Annotated in this window: 17 protein-coding genes; 2 read left to right on the forward strand and 15 right to left on the reverse strand. The window is 68.8% G+C overall.

Going from position 1 to position 18,977, the window contains the following annotated elements; all coding sequences use genetic code 11:
- Positions 1-12: 12 nt before the first annotated feature.
- The 6 genes from MKD38_RS09010 to MKD38_RS09035 form a co-directional block, all read right to left on the reverse strand.
- Positions 13-507 (reverse strand): helix-turn-helix domain-containing protein, encoded by a 495-nt coding sequence (locus MKD38_RS09010; protein WP_252676032.1) that lies wholly within the window; start codon positions 505-507, stop codon positions 13-15.
- A 250-nt stretch (positions 508-757) separates the two neighbouring features.
- Complete coding sequence (locus MKD38_RS09015) at positions 758-1,531, reverse strand: 4'-phosphopantetheinyl transferase family protein (protein WP_252676034.1); 774 nt, start codon at positions 1,529-1,531, stop codon at positions 758-760.
- Between the two features lie 20 nt (positions 1,532-1,551).
- The gene (locus MKD38_RS09020; protein ID WP_252676037.1) at positions 1,552-4,647 is read right to left on the reverse strand and encodes an acetoacetate--CoA ligase; all 3,096 of its coding nucleotides are present in this window, start codon (positions 4,645-4,647) and stop codon (positions 1,552-1,554) included.
- Positions 4,648-4,850: 203 nt separating this feature from the next.
- Entirely contained in the window at positions 4,851-5,927 is a 1,077-nt protein-coding gene (gene arsB, locus MKD38_RS09025; RefSeq protein ID WP_252676039.1) for an ACR3 family arsenite efflux transporter, read from the reverse strand.
- A gap of 3 nt (positions 5,928-5,930) precedes the next feature.
- A complete protein-coding gene (locus MKD38_RS09030; RefSeq protein ID WP_252676041.1) occupies positions 5,931-6,425 on the reverse strand; it encodes an arsenate reductase ArsC in 495 nt (164 codons plus the stop codon).
- Positions 6,426-6,444: 19 nt separating this feature from the next.
- Positions 6,445-6,774, reverse strand: a complete 330-nt coding sequence (locus MKD38_RS09035; RefSeq protein ID WP_252676043.1) for an ArsR/SmtB family transcription factor — start codon at positions 6,772-6,774, stop codon at positions 6,445-6,447.
- Between the two features lie 134 nt (positions 6,775-6,908).
- Here MKD38_RS09035 and MKD38_RS09040 point away from each other — a divergent pair, with 134 nt between their 5' ends.
- The gene (locus MKD38_RS09040; RefSeq protein ID WP_252676708.1) at positions 6,909-7,340 is read left to right on the forward strand and encodes a hypothetical protein; all 432 of its coding nucleotides are present in this window, start codon (positions 6,909-6,911) and stop codon (positions 7,338-7,340) included.
- Positions 7,341-7,349: 9 nt separating this feature from the next.
- Here the strand turns inward: MKD38_RS09040 and MKD38_RS09045 are convergent, their stop codons facing one another.
- From MKD38_RS09045 to MKD38_RS09065, 5 genes are all read right to left on the reverse strand, one after another.
- The gene (locus tag MKD38_RS09045) at positions 7,350-7,847 is read right to left on the reverse strand and encodes a hypothetical protein (protein ID WP_252676045.1); all 498 of its coding nucleotides are present in this window, start codon (positions 7,845-7,847) and stop codon (positions 7,350-7,352) included.
- An 82-nt stretch (positions 7,848-7,929) separates the two neighbouring features.
- The gene (locus tag MKD38_RS09050; RefSeq protein WP_252676047.1) at positions 7,930-10,293 is read right to left on the reverse strand and encodes an acetamidase/formamidase family protein; all 2,364 of its coding nucleotides are present in this window, start codon (positions 10,291-10,293) and stop codon (positions 7,930-7,932) included.
- A 96-nt stretch (positions 10,294-10,389) separates the two neighbouring features.
- Positions 10,390-10,581 (reverse strand): DUF1427 family protein, encoded by a 192-nt coding sequence (locus MKD38_RS09055; protein WP_012355164.1) that lies wholly within the window; start codon positions 10,579-10,581, stop codon positions 10,390-10,392.
- Between the two features lie 31 nt (positions 10,582-10,612).
- Positions 10,613-10,822, reverse strand: a complete 210-nt coding sequence (locus tag MKD38_RS09060; protein ID WP_092312193.1) for a XapX domain-containing protein — start codon at positions 10,820-10,822, stop codon at positions 10,613-10,615.
- Between the two features lie 26 nt (positions 10,823-10,848).
- Positions 10,849-11,874, reverse strand: coding sequence for an acetamidase/formamidase family protein (locus MKD38_RS09065; protein WP_252676049.1), 1,026 nt, complete (start codon positions 11,872-11,874; stop codon positions 10,849-10,851).
- A 407-nt stretch (positions 11,875-12,281) separates the two neighbouring features.
- Between MKD38_RS09065 and MKD38_RS09070 the strand changes: the two genes are divergently transcribed.
- Complete coding sequence (locus MKD38_RS09070) at positions 12,282-13,496, forward strand: CaiB/BaiF CoA transferase family protein (protein WP_252676051.1); 1,215 nt, start codon at positions 12,282-12,284, stop codon at positions 13,494-13,496.
- A 13-nt stretch (positions 13,497-13,509) separates the two neighbouring features.
- Here MKD38_RS09070 and MKD38_RS09075 read toward each other — a convergent pair whose 3' ends face one another.
- The 4 genes from MKD38_RS09075 to MKD38_RS09090 form a co-directional block, all read right to left on the reverse strand.
- Positions 13,510-14,847, reverse strand: coding sequence for a sensor histidine kinase (locus MKD38_RS09075; protein WP_252676053.1), 1,338 nt, complete (start codon positions 14,845-14,847; stop codon positions 13,510-13,512).
- Positions 14,848-14,898: 51 nt separating this feature from the next.
- On the reverse strand, positions 14,899-16,149 hold the full coding sequence (gene cqsA / locus MKD38_RS09080; RefSeq protein WP_252676055.1) for an alpha-hydroxyketone-type quorum-sensing autoinducer synthase: 1,251 nt from the start codon (positions 16,147-16,149) through the stop codon (positions 14,899-14,901).
- A gap of 473 nt (positions 16,150-16,622) precedes the next feature.
- Positions 16,623-17,801: an acyl-CoA dehydrogenase family protein gene (locus MKD38_RS09085; RefSeq protein ID WP_252676057.1), complete on the reverse strand. Its 1,179-nt coding sequence runs from the start codon at positions 17,799-17,801 to the stop codon at positions 16,623-16,625.
- 40 nt (positions 17,802-17,841) lie between these two features.
- Positions 17,842-18,837, reverse strand: a complete 996-nt coding sequence (locus MKD38_RS09090; RefSeq protein WP_252676059.1) for a tripartite tricarboxylate transporter substrate binding protein — start codon at positions 18,835-18,837, stop codon at positions 17,842-17,844.
- Positions 18,838-18,977: the final 140 nt, after the last annotated feature.

An 18,977-nucleotide genomic window follows, 5' to 3' on the forward strand; every position in this document is an offset into this window, starting at 1 on the left:
ACTAGCGCCGGCTTATGCGAACGCGTGAAAGGGACGCCGGAAGCCGGCGGGCACCGCGTCCGGCTCCGGCCGGGCTGGCGCGGCGAGCGGCAGGTCCAGCAGCGCGCGCACGTCCCGTTCGATCGTTGCCGACGATGCCGAGCGGCACAGGGTGCGGGCAAAGCGCGGGTCCAGGCCGGGCGGCAGGCGCAGCCACATATTGTCCGAGATCAGCAGCAGGCGCCGCGGCCGCAGCACCCGGCTGGCCAGCCGCAGCTGGTTCCAGCCCTCGGCCAGGTCCGGCGGCATGCCGAACACCAGCAGCGCCGGCGCCGGCAAGCGCAGGTTGCGCGCCGCCAGGGCCTCGGTCTCCACCGGTTCCACCCGGCCGATGCCTGGCATCTCGCCAAGCAGGCGCGTGATGCCGTGCCGGTACATCGGCATGTCGTCGATGACCACGGCATGTGCCTCGCCGCCGTACTCCAGCACCTGCGTCGAGGCCGGCGTTCCACGGTTAGTCCAGCTCATTCCTTGCTCCGGTTGGTCCGGCATTGGCTTCGTGGCCAACGCCTTTCACCGGAATCAGCAAAGGGGATGCCAACTCCGGCGGGCCCCGGGCGTGCGCTCCCGGTCAGCGCCGCGACCCAGGCGGGCCGCGGGTTTGCGGCAGGACGGCCCATGCGGACCGGCCCGCGCGCATGGCTGGCATCAGGGCGGCAGGCGTTACGTGTAACGTAACGCGTTACGTGGCCCGACCCTTGCCGAGCCGCAGGACTGGTCAGCAGCGGTGCCACGTGACACTTGCGTCCGGCAGCGATACGGCCAGCGCCGCCCGGAACCCGGCACCGGCATCCAGGTCCAGGCAGGTCCAGCCGGATATGGGGGTGCCGAGGTGCGAAGCCAGCCAATGGCCCGCGCCGCGCCGCCAGTCGTCTTCCGTCGTGTACGCGGTGGGATCGGCCGAGAGGCCGGTGCCGAGCGCTTTCAGCAGCGCTTCCTTGCGCGTCCAGATGCCCAGCAGCGCGTCGGCCGACGCGGGCCGCGCGCGCGCGAGGAGCTGCGCTTCCTGCGCGGAAAATATGCCGCGTCCAAATCCCGGGATCTCTGCAATGTCCAGGCCACCGGCACGCCGCTCCACGTCCACGCCGACGCGGCAATCCCGGGCGAAGGCCAGCAGCGCCAGGCCGTCGGTGTGGGACACGCTGAAAGCGAGCCTTGCCTGCGGCCATTGCAGCACCGGCTTGCCGAAGGCCGACACCGTGAAGCGCAGCGCCTCGGGCCGGCAGTGCAGATAGCCGCCGACCAGCCAGCGCAGCAGCCCGCGCCGGGCGATATAGCCATTGCAATGCCTGGCGTGCCGGTAGGCCAGGGCGCGTGCGCGCTCGTCCGGCGCAAGCGTCTGGGCCAGCCGCGTGCATGCCGGATCGACCTGCGCGTCATCCAGCCTCCATACCTGTACCGCGCCGGCCGGCAACGCGAGGCGCTCCGGTTGCGGCAGCACGAGCGGCGCGGTAGCTCCCGCGCCCTGTGCTGCAAGGCCATCATGCTGCATGCCGTGCCATGTCCGCGGCGTCACGCGCCCGCCAGCCCTTCGTCCAGGATCGCCGCCACCGCTTGCAGGTTGGGTTCGACGACCAGGTCGAAATGGCTGCAGGGCACCTCGGCGATGGTCAGGCCGCCCAGCGCGACGCGCCGCCACAACGACAGCGGATCGCCGCGCTGTTGCTGCCTGACCGCGGCGCGCAGATAGAGCACCGGGCCCGCGTGGTACGGCCGCGGTCGATACGTCGTCATGGCGCGCACCATGGTCTCGCGCACCAGCCGCAGTGCGGGCGGCAGCGAGTCGGTAAACGCGTCGGGCTTGCAGGTGATGCCGCCGCGGCGCATGCCGACACCTTCTGCGGCCCGGCGCAGCGCGTACTTCAGATAGCGCACGCGCTGTGCCGCCGGCACCGCGCGCAGCTTGCGCAGCTGCCAGCCGGGATAGTTCCAGCAGTAGCGCATCCAGGTGCGCCATGGCAGGAAATGCTCGCAGACATAGGTGTCGAGCAGGCACAGCAGCTCCACCTGCTCGCCGGCGCGAGTCAGTTGTTGCGCCATCTCGAACACGACCAGCCCGCCGAACGAATAGCCGGCCAGCGCGTATGGACCGCTCGGCTGCAAGGTGCGGATCTGCTCGATGTAGCTCGCCGCCATGTCCTCGACGCGCCGCTGCGTCGGCTGTTCGCCATCGAGGCCGCGCGCCTGCAGCCCATAGACCGGGCGCGAGGTGCGCAGCGCGTTGACCATGGCCCAGCACTCCATTACCGAGCCGCTCGCGCCGTGCACCAGGAACAGCGGCGAGCCGGTGCCGCTGCGCACGGGCACCAGGTTGGGCGAAGGCCGCGGGGACGCGGCTTCGTCGATCGCCGCGGCCAGGCCGGCAATGGTGGGCGCAAACAGCAGCGTCGCCAGCGGAATCGTGCGGCCGGTCGACTGGTGAACGTCCGCCAGCAACCGCGCGGCCAGCAGCGAATGGCCGCCGAGGTCGAAGAAGTTGTCGTCGCGGCCGATCGGGGCGAAGTCGAACAAGCGCTCCCACAGGGCCTGCAAATGGCGTTCGAGCTGCTCGCGCGACGTGCCGGGGGTGGGCAATTCGCGCGAGGCCAGGTTCAGGCCCGGATGACTGCGGATGGCGTCGAGGCAGTCCGGATTGCGCAACGCCGCGGTATTGCCCACCGGCAGTCCGTTGACCGCATTGCGCGCCGCCGCTTCGGAGAACTTGCCGTTGTGCGTGACCGGCAGCGCCGGCACGGCCAGGATGCGGTCGGGCACATGGGTTGGCGAGGCGCGGCGCGCCAGGTCGCGGCGCACGCGCGCGGCCAGCGCGCCGGTCAGCGCGACGCCGTCCTGCAACACCAGCAGCAGCACCATGCGCTGGTCGTACCGCTCCGCATGGGTGCGGTCCGGTGGTGCCGTGCGCGCGCGCTGCTCGACCACCATCGCCTCGCGGATCTCGGGGATATCGCGCAGCACCCGGTAGATCTCGCCCGGCCCGACATTGACGCCGCGCACATTGAGCACGCCGTCGGACCGGCCATGCAGCCGCGCCGTGCCTTCGGGCGGAAACTCGATCCGGTCGCCGTGGGTCCAGACCCCGGCATTGGCCGAAAAGTAGGCCTTGTGGAAGCCCTGGCCGTCCGCGTCGCCATAGAAGCCCAGCGGGCGGGACGGGAACGGGTTGGCGCACACCAGCTCGCCGATGCCGCTGGTGGGCGCGCCGTGTTCCCACGCCTGCACATCGAGCGCCAGGCTCTTGCACTGGGCTTCGCCCGCATAGACCGGCAGGTTTGGATTGCCCAGCACGAAGCAGCCGAGGATGTCGGTCCCGCCGGAGATCGACTGCAGCGGCAGCGCCTTGACGTGATCGCGCACCCATTCGAACTGCGCATCGAACAGCACCGATCCGGTCGACATCAGCGCGCGCAGTGCGCCCAGGTCGAACTGCTGGCCGGGCACCAGGCCGGCGTCCTCGCACATCTTCAGGTAGGCGGGACTGGTGCCGAACACCGTGACGCGCTCGTCCGCGACCAGGCGCCACAGCGCGTCGACCGTGGCGATCGGGCCGTCATAGGTCACGATCTCGACCCCGGACGCCAGCGCCGACAGTTGCCAGTTCCACATCATCCACGCGCAGGTGGTGTGGAAGTACATGCGGTCGCCGGGCCGCAGGTCGGAGTGCAGCCGGTGCTCCTTCACGTGCTCCAGCAGGCTGCCGCCGGCGCCGTGCACGATGCACTTGGGCTTGCCGGTGGTGCCCGACGAAAACATGATGAAGAGCGGATGGTTGAACGGAAAGCGCTGGAAGGAAAACTGCTCCGCATCGCCACGGCCGATCAGGTCCGCCAGCGCATGGACCGGCAGGCTGACGGTGTCCGGCAAGGTGCCGTCGTCGAGCTGGACGATGCCCTGCAGCGAAGGCAGCGCGGCAGCCACGCCGGCGACGTTGTCCGCCAGCGGGACGCCGGTGTCGAAGGCGCGCTGCGCGGTGTGCGCGAGCAGCAGCCGCGGCGCCAGCGGCGCGAAGCGATCGAGCAGGGTCTCGATGCTCATCTCGGCCGCGGCCGTGGACAGCGTGGCGCCGAGCGCGGTCACCGCCAGCGCGGCGACGATGGCCTCGGCGTCGTTGCGCATCACGCCGACCACGCGGTCGCCTTCGCGTAGCCCCAGCTGCGACAAGGCATGTGCCGCGCGCGCGACACGCTCGCGCAGTTCGCCGCGGGTCAGGCGTTCACGCCGGCCATCGGCGTGGCAGGCGGTCAGCGCCGGTGCGTCCGGGCCCGCGACTTCCAGCCCTAGCAGGTTGTCCGCATAGTTCAGCAGCAGGTTCGGGAAGAAGCGGGCATGCTCGCAATCGTCGCCGACGCAGACCGGCTCGGGGCTGCCGGACCACGCCAGCCCCTGTGACCACTGCAGGAAGCAGCGCCAGAAGGTCTGGTATTCCCGTACCGAGTAATCGTGCAGCGCGCCGTAACGATGGAACGACTGGCCGGTACACGCTTGCAGCGCCGCGGTGAATGCGGTCATCTGCGACGCCACGGCGCGCTCGGGCGAGCTGACGTAAATGGGAGTGCGACCCTGGTCGACGCTCGGGCAGAACGAGGCGTCCAACAAGTAAAATCGATCCATCCGATGCTCCTGAGAGACCGGTGCACGCCATTCGAAGTGATGGCGTGTTCATGGCATCGAGATTAATGGCTGGCAGATTCTGGTCTGTGCGTCATCGCACGCATGTCCGGTGGAGCGCCGTGGGCCGGACGCGACGCGGCGTGATGAAACCGGCGCAAGCAAGGTCCGCACGCCGCGCCACGGTTGGCCTCGTGGTTGGCTGCCTAGCGGGCCCCGGCCTCATACCAGCGCTGCGACCGGTTGACGATGGCCACCACCAGCAGCATGACCGGCACCTCGATCAGCACACCCACCACCGTGGCAAGCGCCGCGCCGGACTGGAAGCCGAACAGGCTGATGGCGGTGGCTACGGCCAGCTCGAAGAAGTTGCTGGCGCCGATCAGGCTGGACGGACCGGCAACGCAATGCGCAACGCCGAGCTTGCGGTTGAGCAGGTAGGCCAGCCCCGAGTTGAAAAAGACCTGGATCAGGATCGGCACCGCCAGCAGTGCAATGACCAGCGGCTGCTCGAGGATGGCCTTGCCCTGGAACGCAAACAGCAGGACCAGCGTCAGCAGCAGCGCGGTGATCGAGTACGGCCCCAGGCTCCGGACCACGCGCTGGAAATGCGCCACGCCGCGGCGCAGCAACAGCTTGCGCAGCGCCTGCGAGAGGATCACCGGCACGACGATGTACAGGGCCACCGAGGTGAGCAGCGTATCCCACGGCACCGTGATCGCGGACAGGCCGAGCAGCAGCGCCACCACCGGCGCGAACGCCACCACCATGATGGCGTCGTTCAGCGCCACCTGCGACAGTGTGAAGTACGGGTCGCCCTTGCACAGCTGGCTCCAGACGAACACCATCGCCGTGCATGGCGCGGCGGCGAGCAGGATCAGGCCGGCCACATAGCTGTCGATCTGGTCGGCCGGCAACAGCGGCGCGAACAGGTGGCGCACGAAGACCCAGCCGAGCAGCGCCATCGAGAACGGCTTGACCGCCCAGTTGATGAACAGCGTCACGCCGATGCCGCGCCAGTGCGATTTCACCTGCGCCAGCGCGCCGAAATCGATCTTGACCAGCATCGGGATGATCATCACCCAGATCAGCAGGCCGACCGGCAGGTTGACCTGCGCGTATTCCATCCGCCCGATCGCCTGGAATACGCCGGGCAGCATCTGCCCAAGCGCGATGCCGGCGACGATGCACAGTGCCACCCAGATGGTCAGGTAGCGCTCGAAGAAACCGATGGCCGGCGCGGCGGCGGCCGGGGTCGATGCGGCGACTTGCTGGCTGGCCATGGTTCAGCTCCGCGCCAGGCGCTGCAGCGCCTGTTCCAGCTCGGCGTTGCTCATGTCGTCGAGCGGCAGCAGCAAGAGCTGCAGCATGCGGTAGGCGATGGCCTGCCGGGTCAGCTCGAAGGCCTGGCGCTTGTTGTCGTCACTGCCTTCCGTGCGGGAGGGGTCGGGGTAGCCCCAATGCACTTTTACGGGACTGCCGGGCCAGTACGGGCAGGCTTCTTCCGCCGCGCTGTCGCACACCGTGATCACGATACGCATGGGCGGGGCGTTGTCGCCGGCGAATTCGTCCCAGCTTTTGCTGCGCAGGTGGCCCACCTCGACGCCGGCGTTGCCAAGTGCTCCGATGGCGAACGGGTTGATGCGGCCGCTGGGCGCGCTGCCCGCGCTATAGGCGCGGACATCGCGGCCGGCGTGTCGCGCCAGGTGGTTCAGCATCCCTTCGCCCAGCACGCTGCGCGCCGAGTTGTGGGTACAAAGGATCAATACGTTGGTAGTCATGAGGCCGGGTCGGGAAGTATCAGGACGGTGAAGCGACCGAGCAGGGCGACACCGGCGAGCAAGGATTGCCACCGCAGCAGTTCTGCGTCAGGTAGGCCAGCAGGCCGTTCATGGTGTCGAAATGCGCCATGTAGATGATCGAACGACCGTCCTGGCGGCTGCTCAGCAAGCCGGCGCGGTGCAGTTCTTTCAGGTGGAACGACAACGAGGACGCCGGGATCTCCATCCGTTCGGCGATCCGGCCGGCGGGCAAGCCGGCCGGGCCCGCCTGCACCAGCAGCCTGAACACGGCCAGGCGGATCGAATGGGCGAGCGCGGCAAGGGCGGTGAGGGCGTCATCGGTTTCCATGTTTCGAATATATTCGAAACATGGAAACCGGGCAAGCGCGTTTTGTCGCTGTGGTAAGGTTGGTGATTAGTTTCAACGACATCCAGGGACGAGACGCAGGCGGCACCCGTGTGGTGCCAGGAGAGTCATGCAGCGTGAGTAAAGCGAAGGAAGAGCCGCCGCGCGCACGGCGGACCGACCAGGTCTCCCTTAGCCGTGCCTTGCGCCTGAGCGTGCCGGCCGAAGCCAGGCCCGCGCCGGTAAACCGCAGGGACTGGCTACGGCAGCGCAAGGAAGAGTTGCAGGCGGCCCGTGCCGCCGCCAGGCAAAGGCGCAACCTGCTTAGGGCCGAAATCATGTCGGCCGCGCAGGATATCGCGCGCGAGGAACGCAGCGCCGCGCGGCTGGAAGCGGAACGGCTGAAGGCCGAAGCCAGGTCCGCGCGCACCTATGCGCGCGAAGACGAACGCGCCGCCGCCAAATTCGAGCGCGGCCAGCCGAAGCGCCCCGCTGCCAAGACCAAAACGCTGGCCAAGGAGAAAAGCAAGCTGGTCTCTTACGCCGAGCTGTTGCGGCTGCGCAAGTAACCGCGCTGGCTAGCGAATCTTGTCGAAGCCGCTGGCGGCCCAGCGCTCGGCGCTGTCGCGCGTCAGCCGGAAGTCTGGCCGCACCTTGATGGTGGCGACAACCTCGCCGAAGGCGTCCTCGGCGGTCAGCGTGCCGAAGGGCTCGAACTCATCGGGCGTGATCGCCAGCTTCACGGTCACGCTGCCGGCTTCGGCTTCGATGCTGACCTGCTTGTTCAGCTGCGCGTGCAGCTGCTGCTCGTGGCGCCGGATCACTTCCGACGCGGTCTTGACCAGGGTCTGGTGCGCGGTGGCATCGAGCGGCTTGGGATCGACCTTGTTGCGCCCCATGGTCCAGGGGCCGACCAGCGCCGGCTCGGCGCTGCCGTCGCGGATCATCTCGACCGCCCAGCCTTCGCCATCCTCGTTCTTGATCACGCGGGCGGTCCAGCCCTTGTCGCGCCACAGGCGCGGTTCATGAATGGCTGAGGCTTCGTGCTCGGGCAGCGCGTCTTCGGTGTGTGGCATCAATCTCGTGGTACGGGTCGGGGAACCCGCGAGAATACTATAGGGCCCGGCAGCAGGCCCGGGTGCCCTCCGCCGCAGACCCTCACGACCGCACAAACAACGCCTTCCGGATGATGGCGTGCACGCCCCAGTTGCCGTTGACCACCTGCGTGATGCCAAAATCCACCGCCACCGAGATCAGCGTCACCGCCTCGTCCTCGCTCAGCCCCTTGACCGTCATCAGGAAGCGGCGCGTCTTGCGGAACGCATCGCGCATGGCGTCGTCCAGCGTGGACTTGAGGTAGATGTGGCTCTGCGCCATCTGGCCCAGCTCGGTCAGGTGATTGGGCGAGCTGAAGCCATGCAGGATCCATTCGTCGGCGGTTTCCACCAGCGGGTAGCTCAGGTCGGCGAAGGGCGCGCCGCGTTCGATCATGGTGCTCTTGTGCAGGATCAGCTGGAAGTCACCGGTCAGCGAGCATTCGATGGCGGTGCCGCACAGCTCGGAATCGCCTTGCGACGCATGCGGGTCGCCGATCGACAGCAGTGCGCCCGGCACCGCTACCTTCAGGTAGACGCTGGCGCCGCGCGTGACGCGCCAGTTGTCGAGGTTGCCGGCGAAGCTGGAGGGCGGGATCGAGTCGATCAGCCCGTCCTGCGCGGGCGCGACGGCGATCACGCCGAAGTGCGGGCGGATCGGGATCTCGATATCGCGCAGCACGTCGTGGTTCTTGACGATGGTGTCGTGGTCGACCGGAACCCCGGGATAGTCGATGGTGGGATGCAGCACGCCGAACGGATCGCGCTGCGGTGTCCAGCGGAAGCTGTAGACGGCGCGGGCGCAGCCGTCGGCGCGCTCGCAATCGATCTCGAACACCGTCACCACTTCGCGCTCGCGCGGCTCGGTCAGCATGTCGCGGTAGTGGAAGCCCCACCACGTGGCGGCGTTGCTGCCGAAGGCGCGGCCGGCAAAGCGCGGGTTGGCGCACGGGCGCGGGCGCACGTCGAGGATGCGCACCTCGAGCACGTCGCCCGGCATGGCGCCGCGCACCGCGACCGGGCCCGTGCAGATATGCACGCCGAAACCCTCGCCGGCACCGCGCCCGTAGACCGAGGCGTCGATCGGGCCGGCGCCGCGGCGGTCGACGTTCTTCTGCTCGGCGGTCCAGTGGAATACGCTTTCGGCGCCGGGATCGCCGTCGATCATGCGCTCGCGGTCGTCGGAGGCGTGCTGGGTCAGCGTTTCGATGGTGACGGTGTCGCCCGACATCACTTCCAGCACGGGCGGCAGTTCGTGACTCAGGTAGCCCCAGTGCACGGTCTTGTCGGTGGCCTGCAGCCAGTGGTGCCGGCCTTCCGGACGCGCCGCGTGCGAGCGGGCCTGGGTGATGGGCACCACCGACGGCGCGGGCAGCGCGCGTGCGCGCGCACCGTCGTCGGCCGGGACGCGCTGTGGCGCGGGACCACGCCTGGCATCGGCCGGCAGCCCGCGCGACACGTTCAGCGGCGGGCGCTGCGCGGTCGTGCCCGCGGCCTGCTCGCGGTACGCGCGCGGCGAGATCCCGAACTGCTCGCGAAACGCGTGGCTGAAGTGCGAAGGATCGTTGAAGCCCCAGCGATAGCAGATGTCGGAGACCGACAGCTTGTCGTACTGCGCATTGGCCAGGTCGGCGCGGCACCGCTCCAGCCGGCTGGTGCGCAGGTAGGCGGAAAAGCTGCTGCCGGACTTCTCGAACAGCTTCTGCAGGTAGCGGGCCGACATGTGTTCGTCGGCGGCGATGGCGGCGAGGCTCAGCTCGGGCTCGGCCAGGCGCGCGTCGATGCGGCTGCAGACCCGCGCGAACACCGCCGCGCGCGACGGCGTCATGTCCGCCGGCGCGCTCGGTTGGTTGTCCGCCAGGGCCGCCCCCAGGCAGGCGACGATGGTGCTGTCGAAGGGCTGCACCGCCCGGTCGTCGGCGGACACCAGGGTGTCGATGCTGGCCGCCATGGACTGCAGCAGGCGCGCGAACAGTTCCGCCGCGTCGCCGCCCAGCACCAGCGCGGAGCGCGGCAACGGCGCGGTGATGCGCGCGTTCAGCAGGGCCTGGCCGATATGCACGATCAGCAGGCGGAAACCGGTGATCAGCGCCACCTTGCGCGCCGCGTGCTCGGGCACGCAGACCACCTGGCCGGGATGCAGCGGCTCGCGCAGGTCGGGGCTGGCGAGGTGCGCTTCGCCCTCGGTCAGCATCAGCAGCATCAGGCCGCGGCCGTCGCCGGCGGTGATCGCCAGCGTCTGCGGCACCGACGCGATGCAGGTCAGCCCGATGCCGGCGGGCGTGATGCGCGACTGGATCGTGCCGTGCAGGGTGTGGTCGGCGCACAGGCTTTCGCACTGCAGGCGCGCGGCCCTGAGCTCGTCGCGCCATGCGGCGCCGCGACGGTTGCGCGGATACGCTTCGGTGGAAAAACGCTGCAGATGCAATTGAGCCTCCCTGGTTCAGGCTGCCACAGCGCAGGCGCGGCGGACACGGCGGTCCGCCGCGCTGCGCAACGTTGCTGGCGCAGGCCGGCGCTTGCCTTAGCCGATCAGCAGCTGCCCCCGCATCGCGGCTACCAGGACAAAGCCGGCGAAGGTGCCGAAGATGGCGAAGATGCCGCCCAGCACGTTCGGGGCCGGTATCGGCGCCCGTACCGCAGTGTAAAGAAGACCGGTCACCAGGCCAACGGCCGCGGCCTGCAGTTCGGTACTGCCCAATGCGATTTCCACCATGTCATTCCCCCAACGCATGAGTTGCGATGATTCAGTGGCTGGCCGGCGGTCGCCCGAAAGCGATGGTCCGGCGCCATGCGTGCACGATCAGGTAGCCGATGTATGTGAACAGGATCGCGCAGATCCCGCCGGTGACATTCGGCGCGGGAATCGGCAGGTTGAGCCAGGAATACAGGGTGCCGGTGACCAGCCCGACCACCAGCGCCACCAGTTCGTTGCGGCCTATGTAGACGTATTGCATGCGCGTTCTCCGTGGCAGCCGCGGGCTCAGCCCTTGGCCTTGGGCGGGAAGATGGTGCGGGGCATGGTGCAGTGGATGCCCTGGGTGCCATCGACCACCTGGGTCACGCCGAAGTCCGCCGACACGCTCATCAGCGAGTAGGCATCGTCGCGCGACAGCCCTTGTTGCTCGGTCAGCAGGTGGATCATGTCGCGGGCCGCGTTCCTGCCGGCTTCATCGAGGTCTTCGTGGAAGCCGTGCACCACCCAGCAGTCCGGCGTTTCCAGCAGCGGCGAGGGGAAATGGAAGTCCTTGCGCAGCACGATCTGGAACAGCACGTTGAGCGAGGCCTCGATCGCGGTGCCGCTGACTTCGCCGTCGCCTTGCGAAATATGCGGGTCGCCGATCGAGAACAGCGCGCCGTCGACCTGCACCGGGTAGTACATGGTGGCGCCCGCGCCGATGCGCCAGTTGTCGATATTGCCGCCATGCAGCCCCGGCTCGACCGTGGTGACGCGGCCGCGCGCGTCGGGCGCGACGCCGGCGGTGCCAAGGTGCGGGCGCACCGGAACCCGCACGCCGGCCAGCGCAGGCTGGCGACAGCATTCGCGCTCGTCGACCACCTTGCCGGGGATGGTCAGCTTGCCGGGATAGTCATAGGCGTAGAGCGCATGCGCGGTGTTGGAGGCCTGGTCCAGCTCGTAGATGGTGACGCGTTCCTTCTCGAACTCCTTGTACAGCTGGCCCCAGTTGGCGGCGACATTGGCGCCGAAGCGGAAGCGCGGAATCATCTGGAGGTAGCGCACCTCGAGCACGTCGCCCGGCTTGGCGTCTTCGACATAGATCGGCCCGGTCATGATGTGCACGCCCGGGTGGCGGTCGTCGTGCGGAATCTTGCGGTAGATCTCGCGGATGGCGTCGTCCATCATCAGGTCGGGGGCGTCGCCGGCGTGGTGGGTCACCGCTTCGGCGCGGATCAGGTCGCCGCTTTTCACGGTCAGCGCGGGCGCCTGGGTGGCATCGAAGTAGCCCCAGTGGATGGTCTCGGGGCGGGCGGGCAGGTCGTGCAGCATGGTTGTCTCCTTGGTTTTTTGCCGCCGTATCCACGACCGCATCCGCAGCCGCTAAGCGTATGAGCGGCTGGCTTGGTGGAGGTGGTCCGGGATACTGGCGATGCGTGGCAGGCGTTTGTGGCCTGTACCGCTGGCGAGGCTTCGTTGCCGCGCGGTGAGTCAATACTAGGGATGGCGCGGGCCCGGACAGTAGGGCGATTCCCCCCAAACTCTTGTGTAGCCGCGCACTAAGGTAAACCCGCTGTCGTTCCCGGCCATCAGTCCAGGATCGGCGCAGTGTTAATTTTTGATTGACACCGTGTCAACGATCCATGGAATTGTCGATCACGCCTTGACAGTGCAAAATCCGGGCGAAGCCCGGGCCGATCCATCGCAGGCCCGAGAGACACACACAAGGAGATCGCCGCATGGCTGACACCACTAATTCCCCGCGCCTGCCGCTGGCCGGCGTGCGCGTGCTGGACCTGTCCCGCGTGCTGGCCGGACCGATGTGCACGCAGGCGCTGGGCGACCTGGGCGCGGAGGTGATCAAGGTCGAACACCCCGGCCGCGGCGACGATACGCGCGACTGGGGCCTGCGCGTGGGCACGCGCAACACGGCTTACTTCAACAGCGCCAACCGCAACAAGCAGTCCATCGGCATCGACCTGCAGCAGCCAGAAGGCCAGCGCATCGTGCGCGAGCTGGCGGCGAAGTGCGACGTGCTGGTGCAGAACTTCAAGTTCGGCGGCATCGACAAGATGGGGCTGGGCTACGAGGCGCTGAAGGCGATCAACCCGGGGCTGGTCTATTGCTCCATCACCGGCTACCGCAGCAACGGCCCCGAGGCGACCCGTCCCGGCTACGACCTGGTGGTGCAGGGCGAGGCCGGCCTGATGGCGCTGAATGGCGAGGAAGGGCAGGGGCCGCTGAAGTTCGGCACGGCGGTGGTGGACATGTTCACCGGCATGTATTCGGCGCAGGCCGTACTGGCCGCGCTGTACGACCGCCAACGCACCGGCCAGGGCCGCCACGTGGAAATGGCGCTGTACGACTGTGGCCTGATGGTCACGGCCTACTATGGCCTGGAGGCGCTGCTGATGGGCGAGGACCCGCCCAAGTACGGCAACGCCCATCCGTCGATCGTGCCCTACGGCGTGTTCGACGCGGCCGATGGTCCGCTGGTGATCACGGTCGGCAACAACGCGCAGTTCCAGCGCTTCTGCACCGAGGTGATCGAGCGCCCGGACCTGGCCGCCGACGAGCGCTTCGCCACCAACACCGGCCGCTCGGCCAACCGCCAGGCCTTGTTGCCCGAACTGCGCGCCGAGCTGTCACGCCGTCCGCGCGAGCTGCTGCTGGCACGCCTTAGCGCCGCGGGCATTCCGTGCGGCGAGGTGCTGGGGCTGCTCGAGGCGCTGCGCTCGCGGCGCTCGGCCGAAGCCGGCCTGCTGGCCGAACTGCCCAATCCGGAAACCGGCCGCGTCGAAGTGCTGGCGCCGCCGTACCGGCTCGACGGCGAGCGCGTGCCGGTGCGCGCCGCGCCGCCGCTGCTGTCGCAGGATACGGAGCGCGTGCTGGGCGATCTGCTCGGCATGGATGCCGGGCAGGTGGCCGCGCTGAAGGCTGCGGGGGTGGTGTAAGGGCCGGCGCGGGCTACGGCGCGTCAGGCTGCTGCGGCTCCGGCCACTTGCCCTTGCGCGGGAAGCGCATGTCGAACTCGGTAAACACGTGTTCCTCGGAGCGGCAGCTGATGCCCGCGCCCCAGCTGCCCAGCACCTTCTGGCAGAACGCCAGCCCGATGCCGGTGCCGCGGTGCGCGGGGTAGGAGAAGAAGGGCTGGAACATCCGCGCCAGCACCTGCGGCGGCACGCCGGTGGCGGTGTCGCGGAACACCACGTGGACCGCGTCGGACTCGACCTCGCAGCGGATATGGATGGTGCCCTTGCCGGCGCGCCGGATCGCTTCCAGCGCGTTCTTCAGCAGGTTGGTCGTGACCAGGCCGAACAGCTGCGCGTTGCCCATCACGTAGGCGCGGCCGGGCAGGTCCACCGTGACCCGCTCCAGGTCGCCGGGCTCGAACGGAAAGCGGCCGACCGCGTCGCGGATCACCTCGCCCACTTCGAACAGTGCCTGCGTGGCGTTTTCCGGGTTCTTGGAGTTGGCCACCAGCAGCTCGATGCTGTTGCTGATATGGGCCAGGTCTGATTCCATCCGGGCCACGGCCTGCATCAGGCCGTCGCGCTGCGGCGTGTCCTGGTCCAGCGCCGCCGGCAGCCGGGCCTTCAGGCCGCGCGCGGTCATGGCCAGGCTGGTCAGCGGCGTGCGCAGCTCATGCGCGACGGTCGCCAGCGCGGCGGCCATGCCGCGCCGCTTCTGCTCGGCCAGCAGCTGGCGGTCCATCTTGATCACCACCAGCACCGCGATCACGAAGCCGATCACCGGCAACTGCAGCAGCACCGGCTCCCACGGGATGCCGCCCATGGAATTGCCCGCCAGCACGAACAGCGCAATCGCCGCCGCGGCGCCCGAAAACAGGGCGATAGTGGCGAAGGCGGTGTTGAAGTGATACAGGATCACCACCGCGATGATGACCGATTCGGCCCACACCATCGAGCCGCCGTTCTCCAGGTAGAAGAAGATAAAGGCGAACGGCAGGCCTACCGTAATGGCGAAGAGCGCATACGGCGGCAGCCAGCGCCGGCCCGAGAACGCCGAGGCGAACAGCAGCGGCACGAACAGCGCGGTGCAGGCCAGCCGCAGCCACAGGTTTTCATAGGGCTGCGGGAACACATAGGACCAGATCACGAAGTACAGCGGATGGCCCACCACGCCCAGCGCCCCCACCATCTGGATCCGGCGCAGGCGGATGACGCTCTCTTCGTCCAGCAGCGTGGCCCGCGCGGCGGTCTCGAACACGGCCTGCCATGCCTGGCGGGCCAGCCCGGCAAGGGTGGGGCGGCCGTCCTCCGCTTGCGCTACCTTTGCATCCATCTCCAGGACTACTCCTCGCGGATGCCTGCGATCGGCCCGCTTGTGGGATTTTCAGGACTTGCGCCGGGCCCGGCGCGTCGAGGACCACTCTTCCAGCCGGACTTCATCGCGGATGCTGGCGAGCACGCCGACCAGGCGGTCGATTTCGGTGGCGCCAAGTTTCGCATGCAGCGTAAGTCGCATCAATGCCCGGTTCTTTGGCGTCGCCGGCGCACAGAATACCGCGCCGAAGATGCCGCGCCGCTGCAGCGCGTCGCGCAGCACCTTCACCTGCGGCTCGGAGCCCGCCTCCAGCCCGATGATCTGCTCCGAGCCCTCGCTGATGTTGTAGCCCAGGGCGGCGATCGCGCCCCGGGTCTCGCGGGTGATCGCATGCAGGCGCGCGCGGCGCTGGTCCGCGGCGGCAATGAAGTCCGTGACCGCGTCGAACCACGCGATCTCGTGGCGCAGCAGGCCGGAGCTGAAGATCGCCGGCCGCGATTCCACCGCGAAGAAATCCTTGAAGGCGGTGGAGCAGGCCACGTAGCCGGCGCGCCCGGCAAAGGCCTTGGCCAGCGACGCGGTGCGGAAATGCACGCGCTCAGCCAGCCCCAGCGCCGGCACCAGGCCGCCGCCGCGCGGGCCATGCGTGCCCAGCGAGTGCGATTCGTCCACCACCAGCACGCAGCCGGACGCTTCGGCCAGTTCGACATAGTCCACCAGCGGCGCCACGCTGCCGGTGGTGCTGTAGACCGAATCCACCATGATCACGCCCGGGCCGAAGCGCTCCAGCTGGCGGCGCACGTGCTCGCAATCGTTATGGCGCACCGGCACCGCCTGCGCGCCCGCGGCGATGATGCCTTCCCACAGCGAGGCATGCCCGTTCATGTCGATGTAGACCGGAATGCCGGGGCCGGCGATGCACTGCACCAGGCCCACGTTGGCGGCCCAGCCGGACTGCGCGATCAGGCCGTCCTCGGCCTGCATCAGGTCGGCGATCTTGCGTTCGACCCGGCGCTGGGGCGTATCGCCGTGCATGAACACGGACGACATCAGCAACTCCGGCGCGTCATCGACAAAGGCCCGCGCCTGCGCCTGCACCAGCGAGGCCTCGCCCAGCAGGCACAGGTAGTCGTTGCTGCTCAGGTGCAGCGCGTCGGGTCCGGGAGTAAGTCCGTGCAGCAGGTGGTCTCCGCCCCAGAGCTTGCCCATCCGTTCTTCGAAATGTTGTGCCATGCGCGTGGTGATCCAGGACGGCAGCGTGGGCGCCTTGGGGCGGGAGGCATGGTGTCGGAATTGCGCAGGCTGGGCTTCGGAGAACATCGGTAGTCCTTCAACAGGTCGGATGAGAATCGGAGGGAATCGGCAAGGCTTGCATGGCGCCTGCGCCAAAGCCAGCCGCCCATGCGTGGGGGGTGCCGCGCGCAACGTCTCCCCATGGCGCGCCGTGTGCCGGCATGCCATAGGGGCCCGGTTCATGTAGCGACCACTGTGCCAGTCTTAGCCAAGGATTGTGACGGGACTTCCACCAATCCCAACGTCTGCTTGCAGACTAGGTTGGCCAGATAAAACGGTCACGCGGCAGCGCAAGGCTGCGGGTATTCAGGGAGGATTTTTTGCACAGAATATGCTCTATTGAGCACTTGTGCGGGGTTTGCGAAGCCGGGCGCGGGACGGCCCGGTGCGCTGTGATGGAAGGTAAGGTGTGCCGCGGCGCGGCACTGGCGGCCGCGCATCGGGTGGGGGGGCGGCTGTGCGCACGCACCGCCGCCCCGCCGTAGTGCATCGATCCGGCATCAGCCCGCGCCGGCGACCTCCAGCGCAGCGCCGCGCGCTTCCAGGGTGCGGCGCGCAATATTGAGCTGGTGGATCTGCGTGGTGCCTTCATACAGCCGGAACAGCCGCACATCGCGATAGAAGCGCTCGGCGACGGTGCGCGCCATGTAACCACTGCCGCCGAACACCTGCACCGCCCGGTCCGCCACGCGGCCGGCCATTTCCGAGGCGAACAGCTTGCACATCGACGCCTCCATGGTCACGTCCTCGCCGGCATCGCGCTGGCGCGCGGTTTCGAGCACCAGCGCGCGGGCCGCGTGCAGTTCCGTGTTGCTGTCGGCAATCATTTGCTGCACCAGCTGGTAGTCGGCAATCGGCTTGCCGAACTGGCGCCGCTGCGCCGCGTAGCGGACCATCTCGTCGACCAGCCGGATCGCCGGGCCCACGCACAGGCCGGCCAGGTTGATGCGCTGCTTGTTCAGCGCCTTCATCGCGGTCTTGAAGCCGACATTGGGTTTGCCGCCGACGATGGCGCTGGCCGGCACGCGGCAATCCTTCAGGTAGACGTCGCCCACGGGCGAGCCGTGCTGGCCCATCTTGCGTTCCGGCTCGCTGGTGCTCAGGCCCGGCGTGCCGCGCTCGATCAGGAAGGCGCTGATGCCGTGCGCGCCCGGCGTGCCGGGGTCGGTGCGGGCGAACACGGTGAACAGGTCGGCGATCGGCGCATTGGTGATAAAGCACTTGCTGCCGTTCAGCACGTAGTGATCGCCGTCCTGCCTGGCCGTGGTCTGCAGCGCGGTGGCATCGGAGCCGGCTTCCGGTTCGGTCAGCGCAAAACAGCCGGTGACCTGGCCGGAAGCCAGTTGCGGCAGGTAGCGCTGGCGCTGCGCCTCGGTGCCGTCGGCCACCAGCGATTCGGAGGCGATGCCGGTGTTGCCGCCGAAGCGGGCGCGGAACACCGTGGCCGCCTGCGACACCTCGATGTTCACCTGCGCCAGCTCTTCGGTGGTCAGCCCGGCGCCGCCATAGGCTTCCGGAATGCTGTGGCCGAACAGGCCGAGGCGGCGCATCTGCTCGACCACGGGCTCGGGGATGACATCGGTGCGGTCGATCTGCGCCTCGAGCGGGATGCAGGTTTCCAGCACGAAGCGGCGGAGTTCGGCAAGCAGCGCTTGCTGGCGGGCGGAGTCGCGGATCATGAAGGGTTCCGGTGGTGGGTTGACGGTGGTGGGGGCGCGGCTACTGTGCCGTGATGCCGGCGGTCTTCAGCACGCCGGTCCATTTCTTGGTTTCGGCATCGAGGAAGCGGTCGAACGCGGCCGCGGATTGCGGGGCCAGGTCCATGCCGAGTTCGGCCAGGCGGCGCGCCGTGGCCGGGTCGGCGGTGGCGCGCGCGGCGGCGTCGGCGAGCTTGCGCACCACCGCGTCCGGCGTGCCCTGCGGCGCCACCAGCCCGAACCATGCGCCCACTTCATAGCCCGGCAGCTGCGCCGCCTCGGCCACGGTCGGCACGTCCGGCAGCACCGCGGTGCGCTTGGCCGAGGTCACCGCCAGCGCGCGCAGTTTGCCGCTTTGCACCTGCTGGCGCGCAATGGCGGAGGTCAGCGCCATCATCGAAACGCGCGCGCCGAGCAGGTCGCTCAGGGCCTCGGGCTGGCCCTTGTAGGGCACGTGGGTCAGCTTGACGTGCGTCATCTGCGCCAGCAATTCCGCCGACAGGTGGTTCGACGTGCCGATGCCCGCGCTGGCATAGGTCAGCGTGCCCGGCTGCTTGCGCGCGGCGTCGAGCAGCTGCGGCAAAGTGCGCAGCGGCGACGACGCCGGCACCACGATCACGTTGGGCACCGCGCCGATGCCGGCCACGGCGCGGAAATCCTTGCCGCCCTTGCCCTGGATCGACGGATTGAGCAGCGGCCCGACCACGAAGCTGGGGCTGACCGCCAGCAGCGTATAGCCGTCGGCGGGCGCCTTGGCGACGAGGTCGGCGCCAATGGCACCGCCGGCGCCGGTCTTGTTCTCGACGATCACCGGTTGCTGCAGCACCTTGGCCATGTTCTCGGCGGTGATGCGGGTGACCGAATCGACCACGCCGCCCGCCGAGAACGGCACGATGATCCGCACCGGGCGGTCCGGGAAGCGCGCCGCATCGGCGGCGGCCAGCGTTGCCGCAGGCGCCAGCGCGGCGCAGGCCAGCATGCCGGCAGCGAGCCGGCGCCATGGGTAAAAGGCATCCATCTTGTCTCCTTGGTTGCCTACGCCCGGGACGTTGCCAGGCGCGAGGTCGGTCTCATGCAGGCCTCTGTCGGGCCGCTGTCATGGCCCTGCCGGCGACATTGCCGGCAGGCTGCGCTGGCACGCCACTGTCCCCTAGCGGG

The sequence above is a fragment of the Cupriavidus sp. WGlv3 genome (assembly GCF_023952475.1).
In the GTDB taxonomy this organism is placed as follows: Bacteria; Pseudomonadota; Gammaproteobacteria; order Burkholderiales; family Burkholderiaceae; genus Cupriavidus; species Cupriavidus phytorum.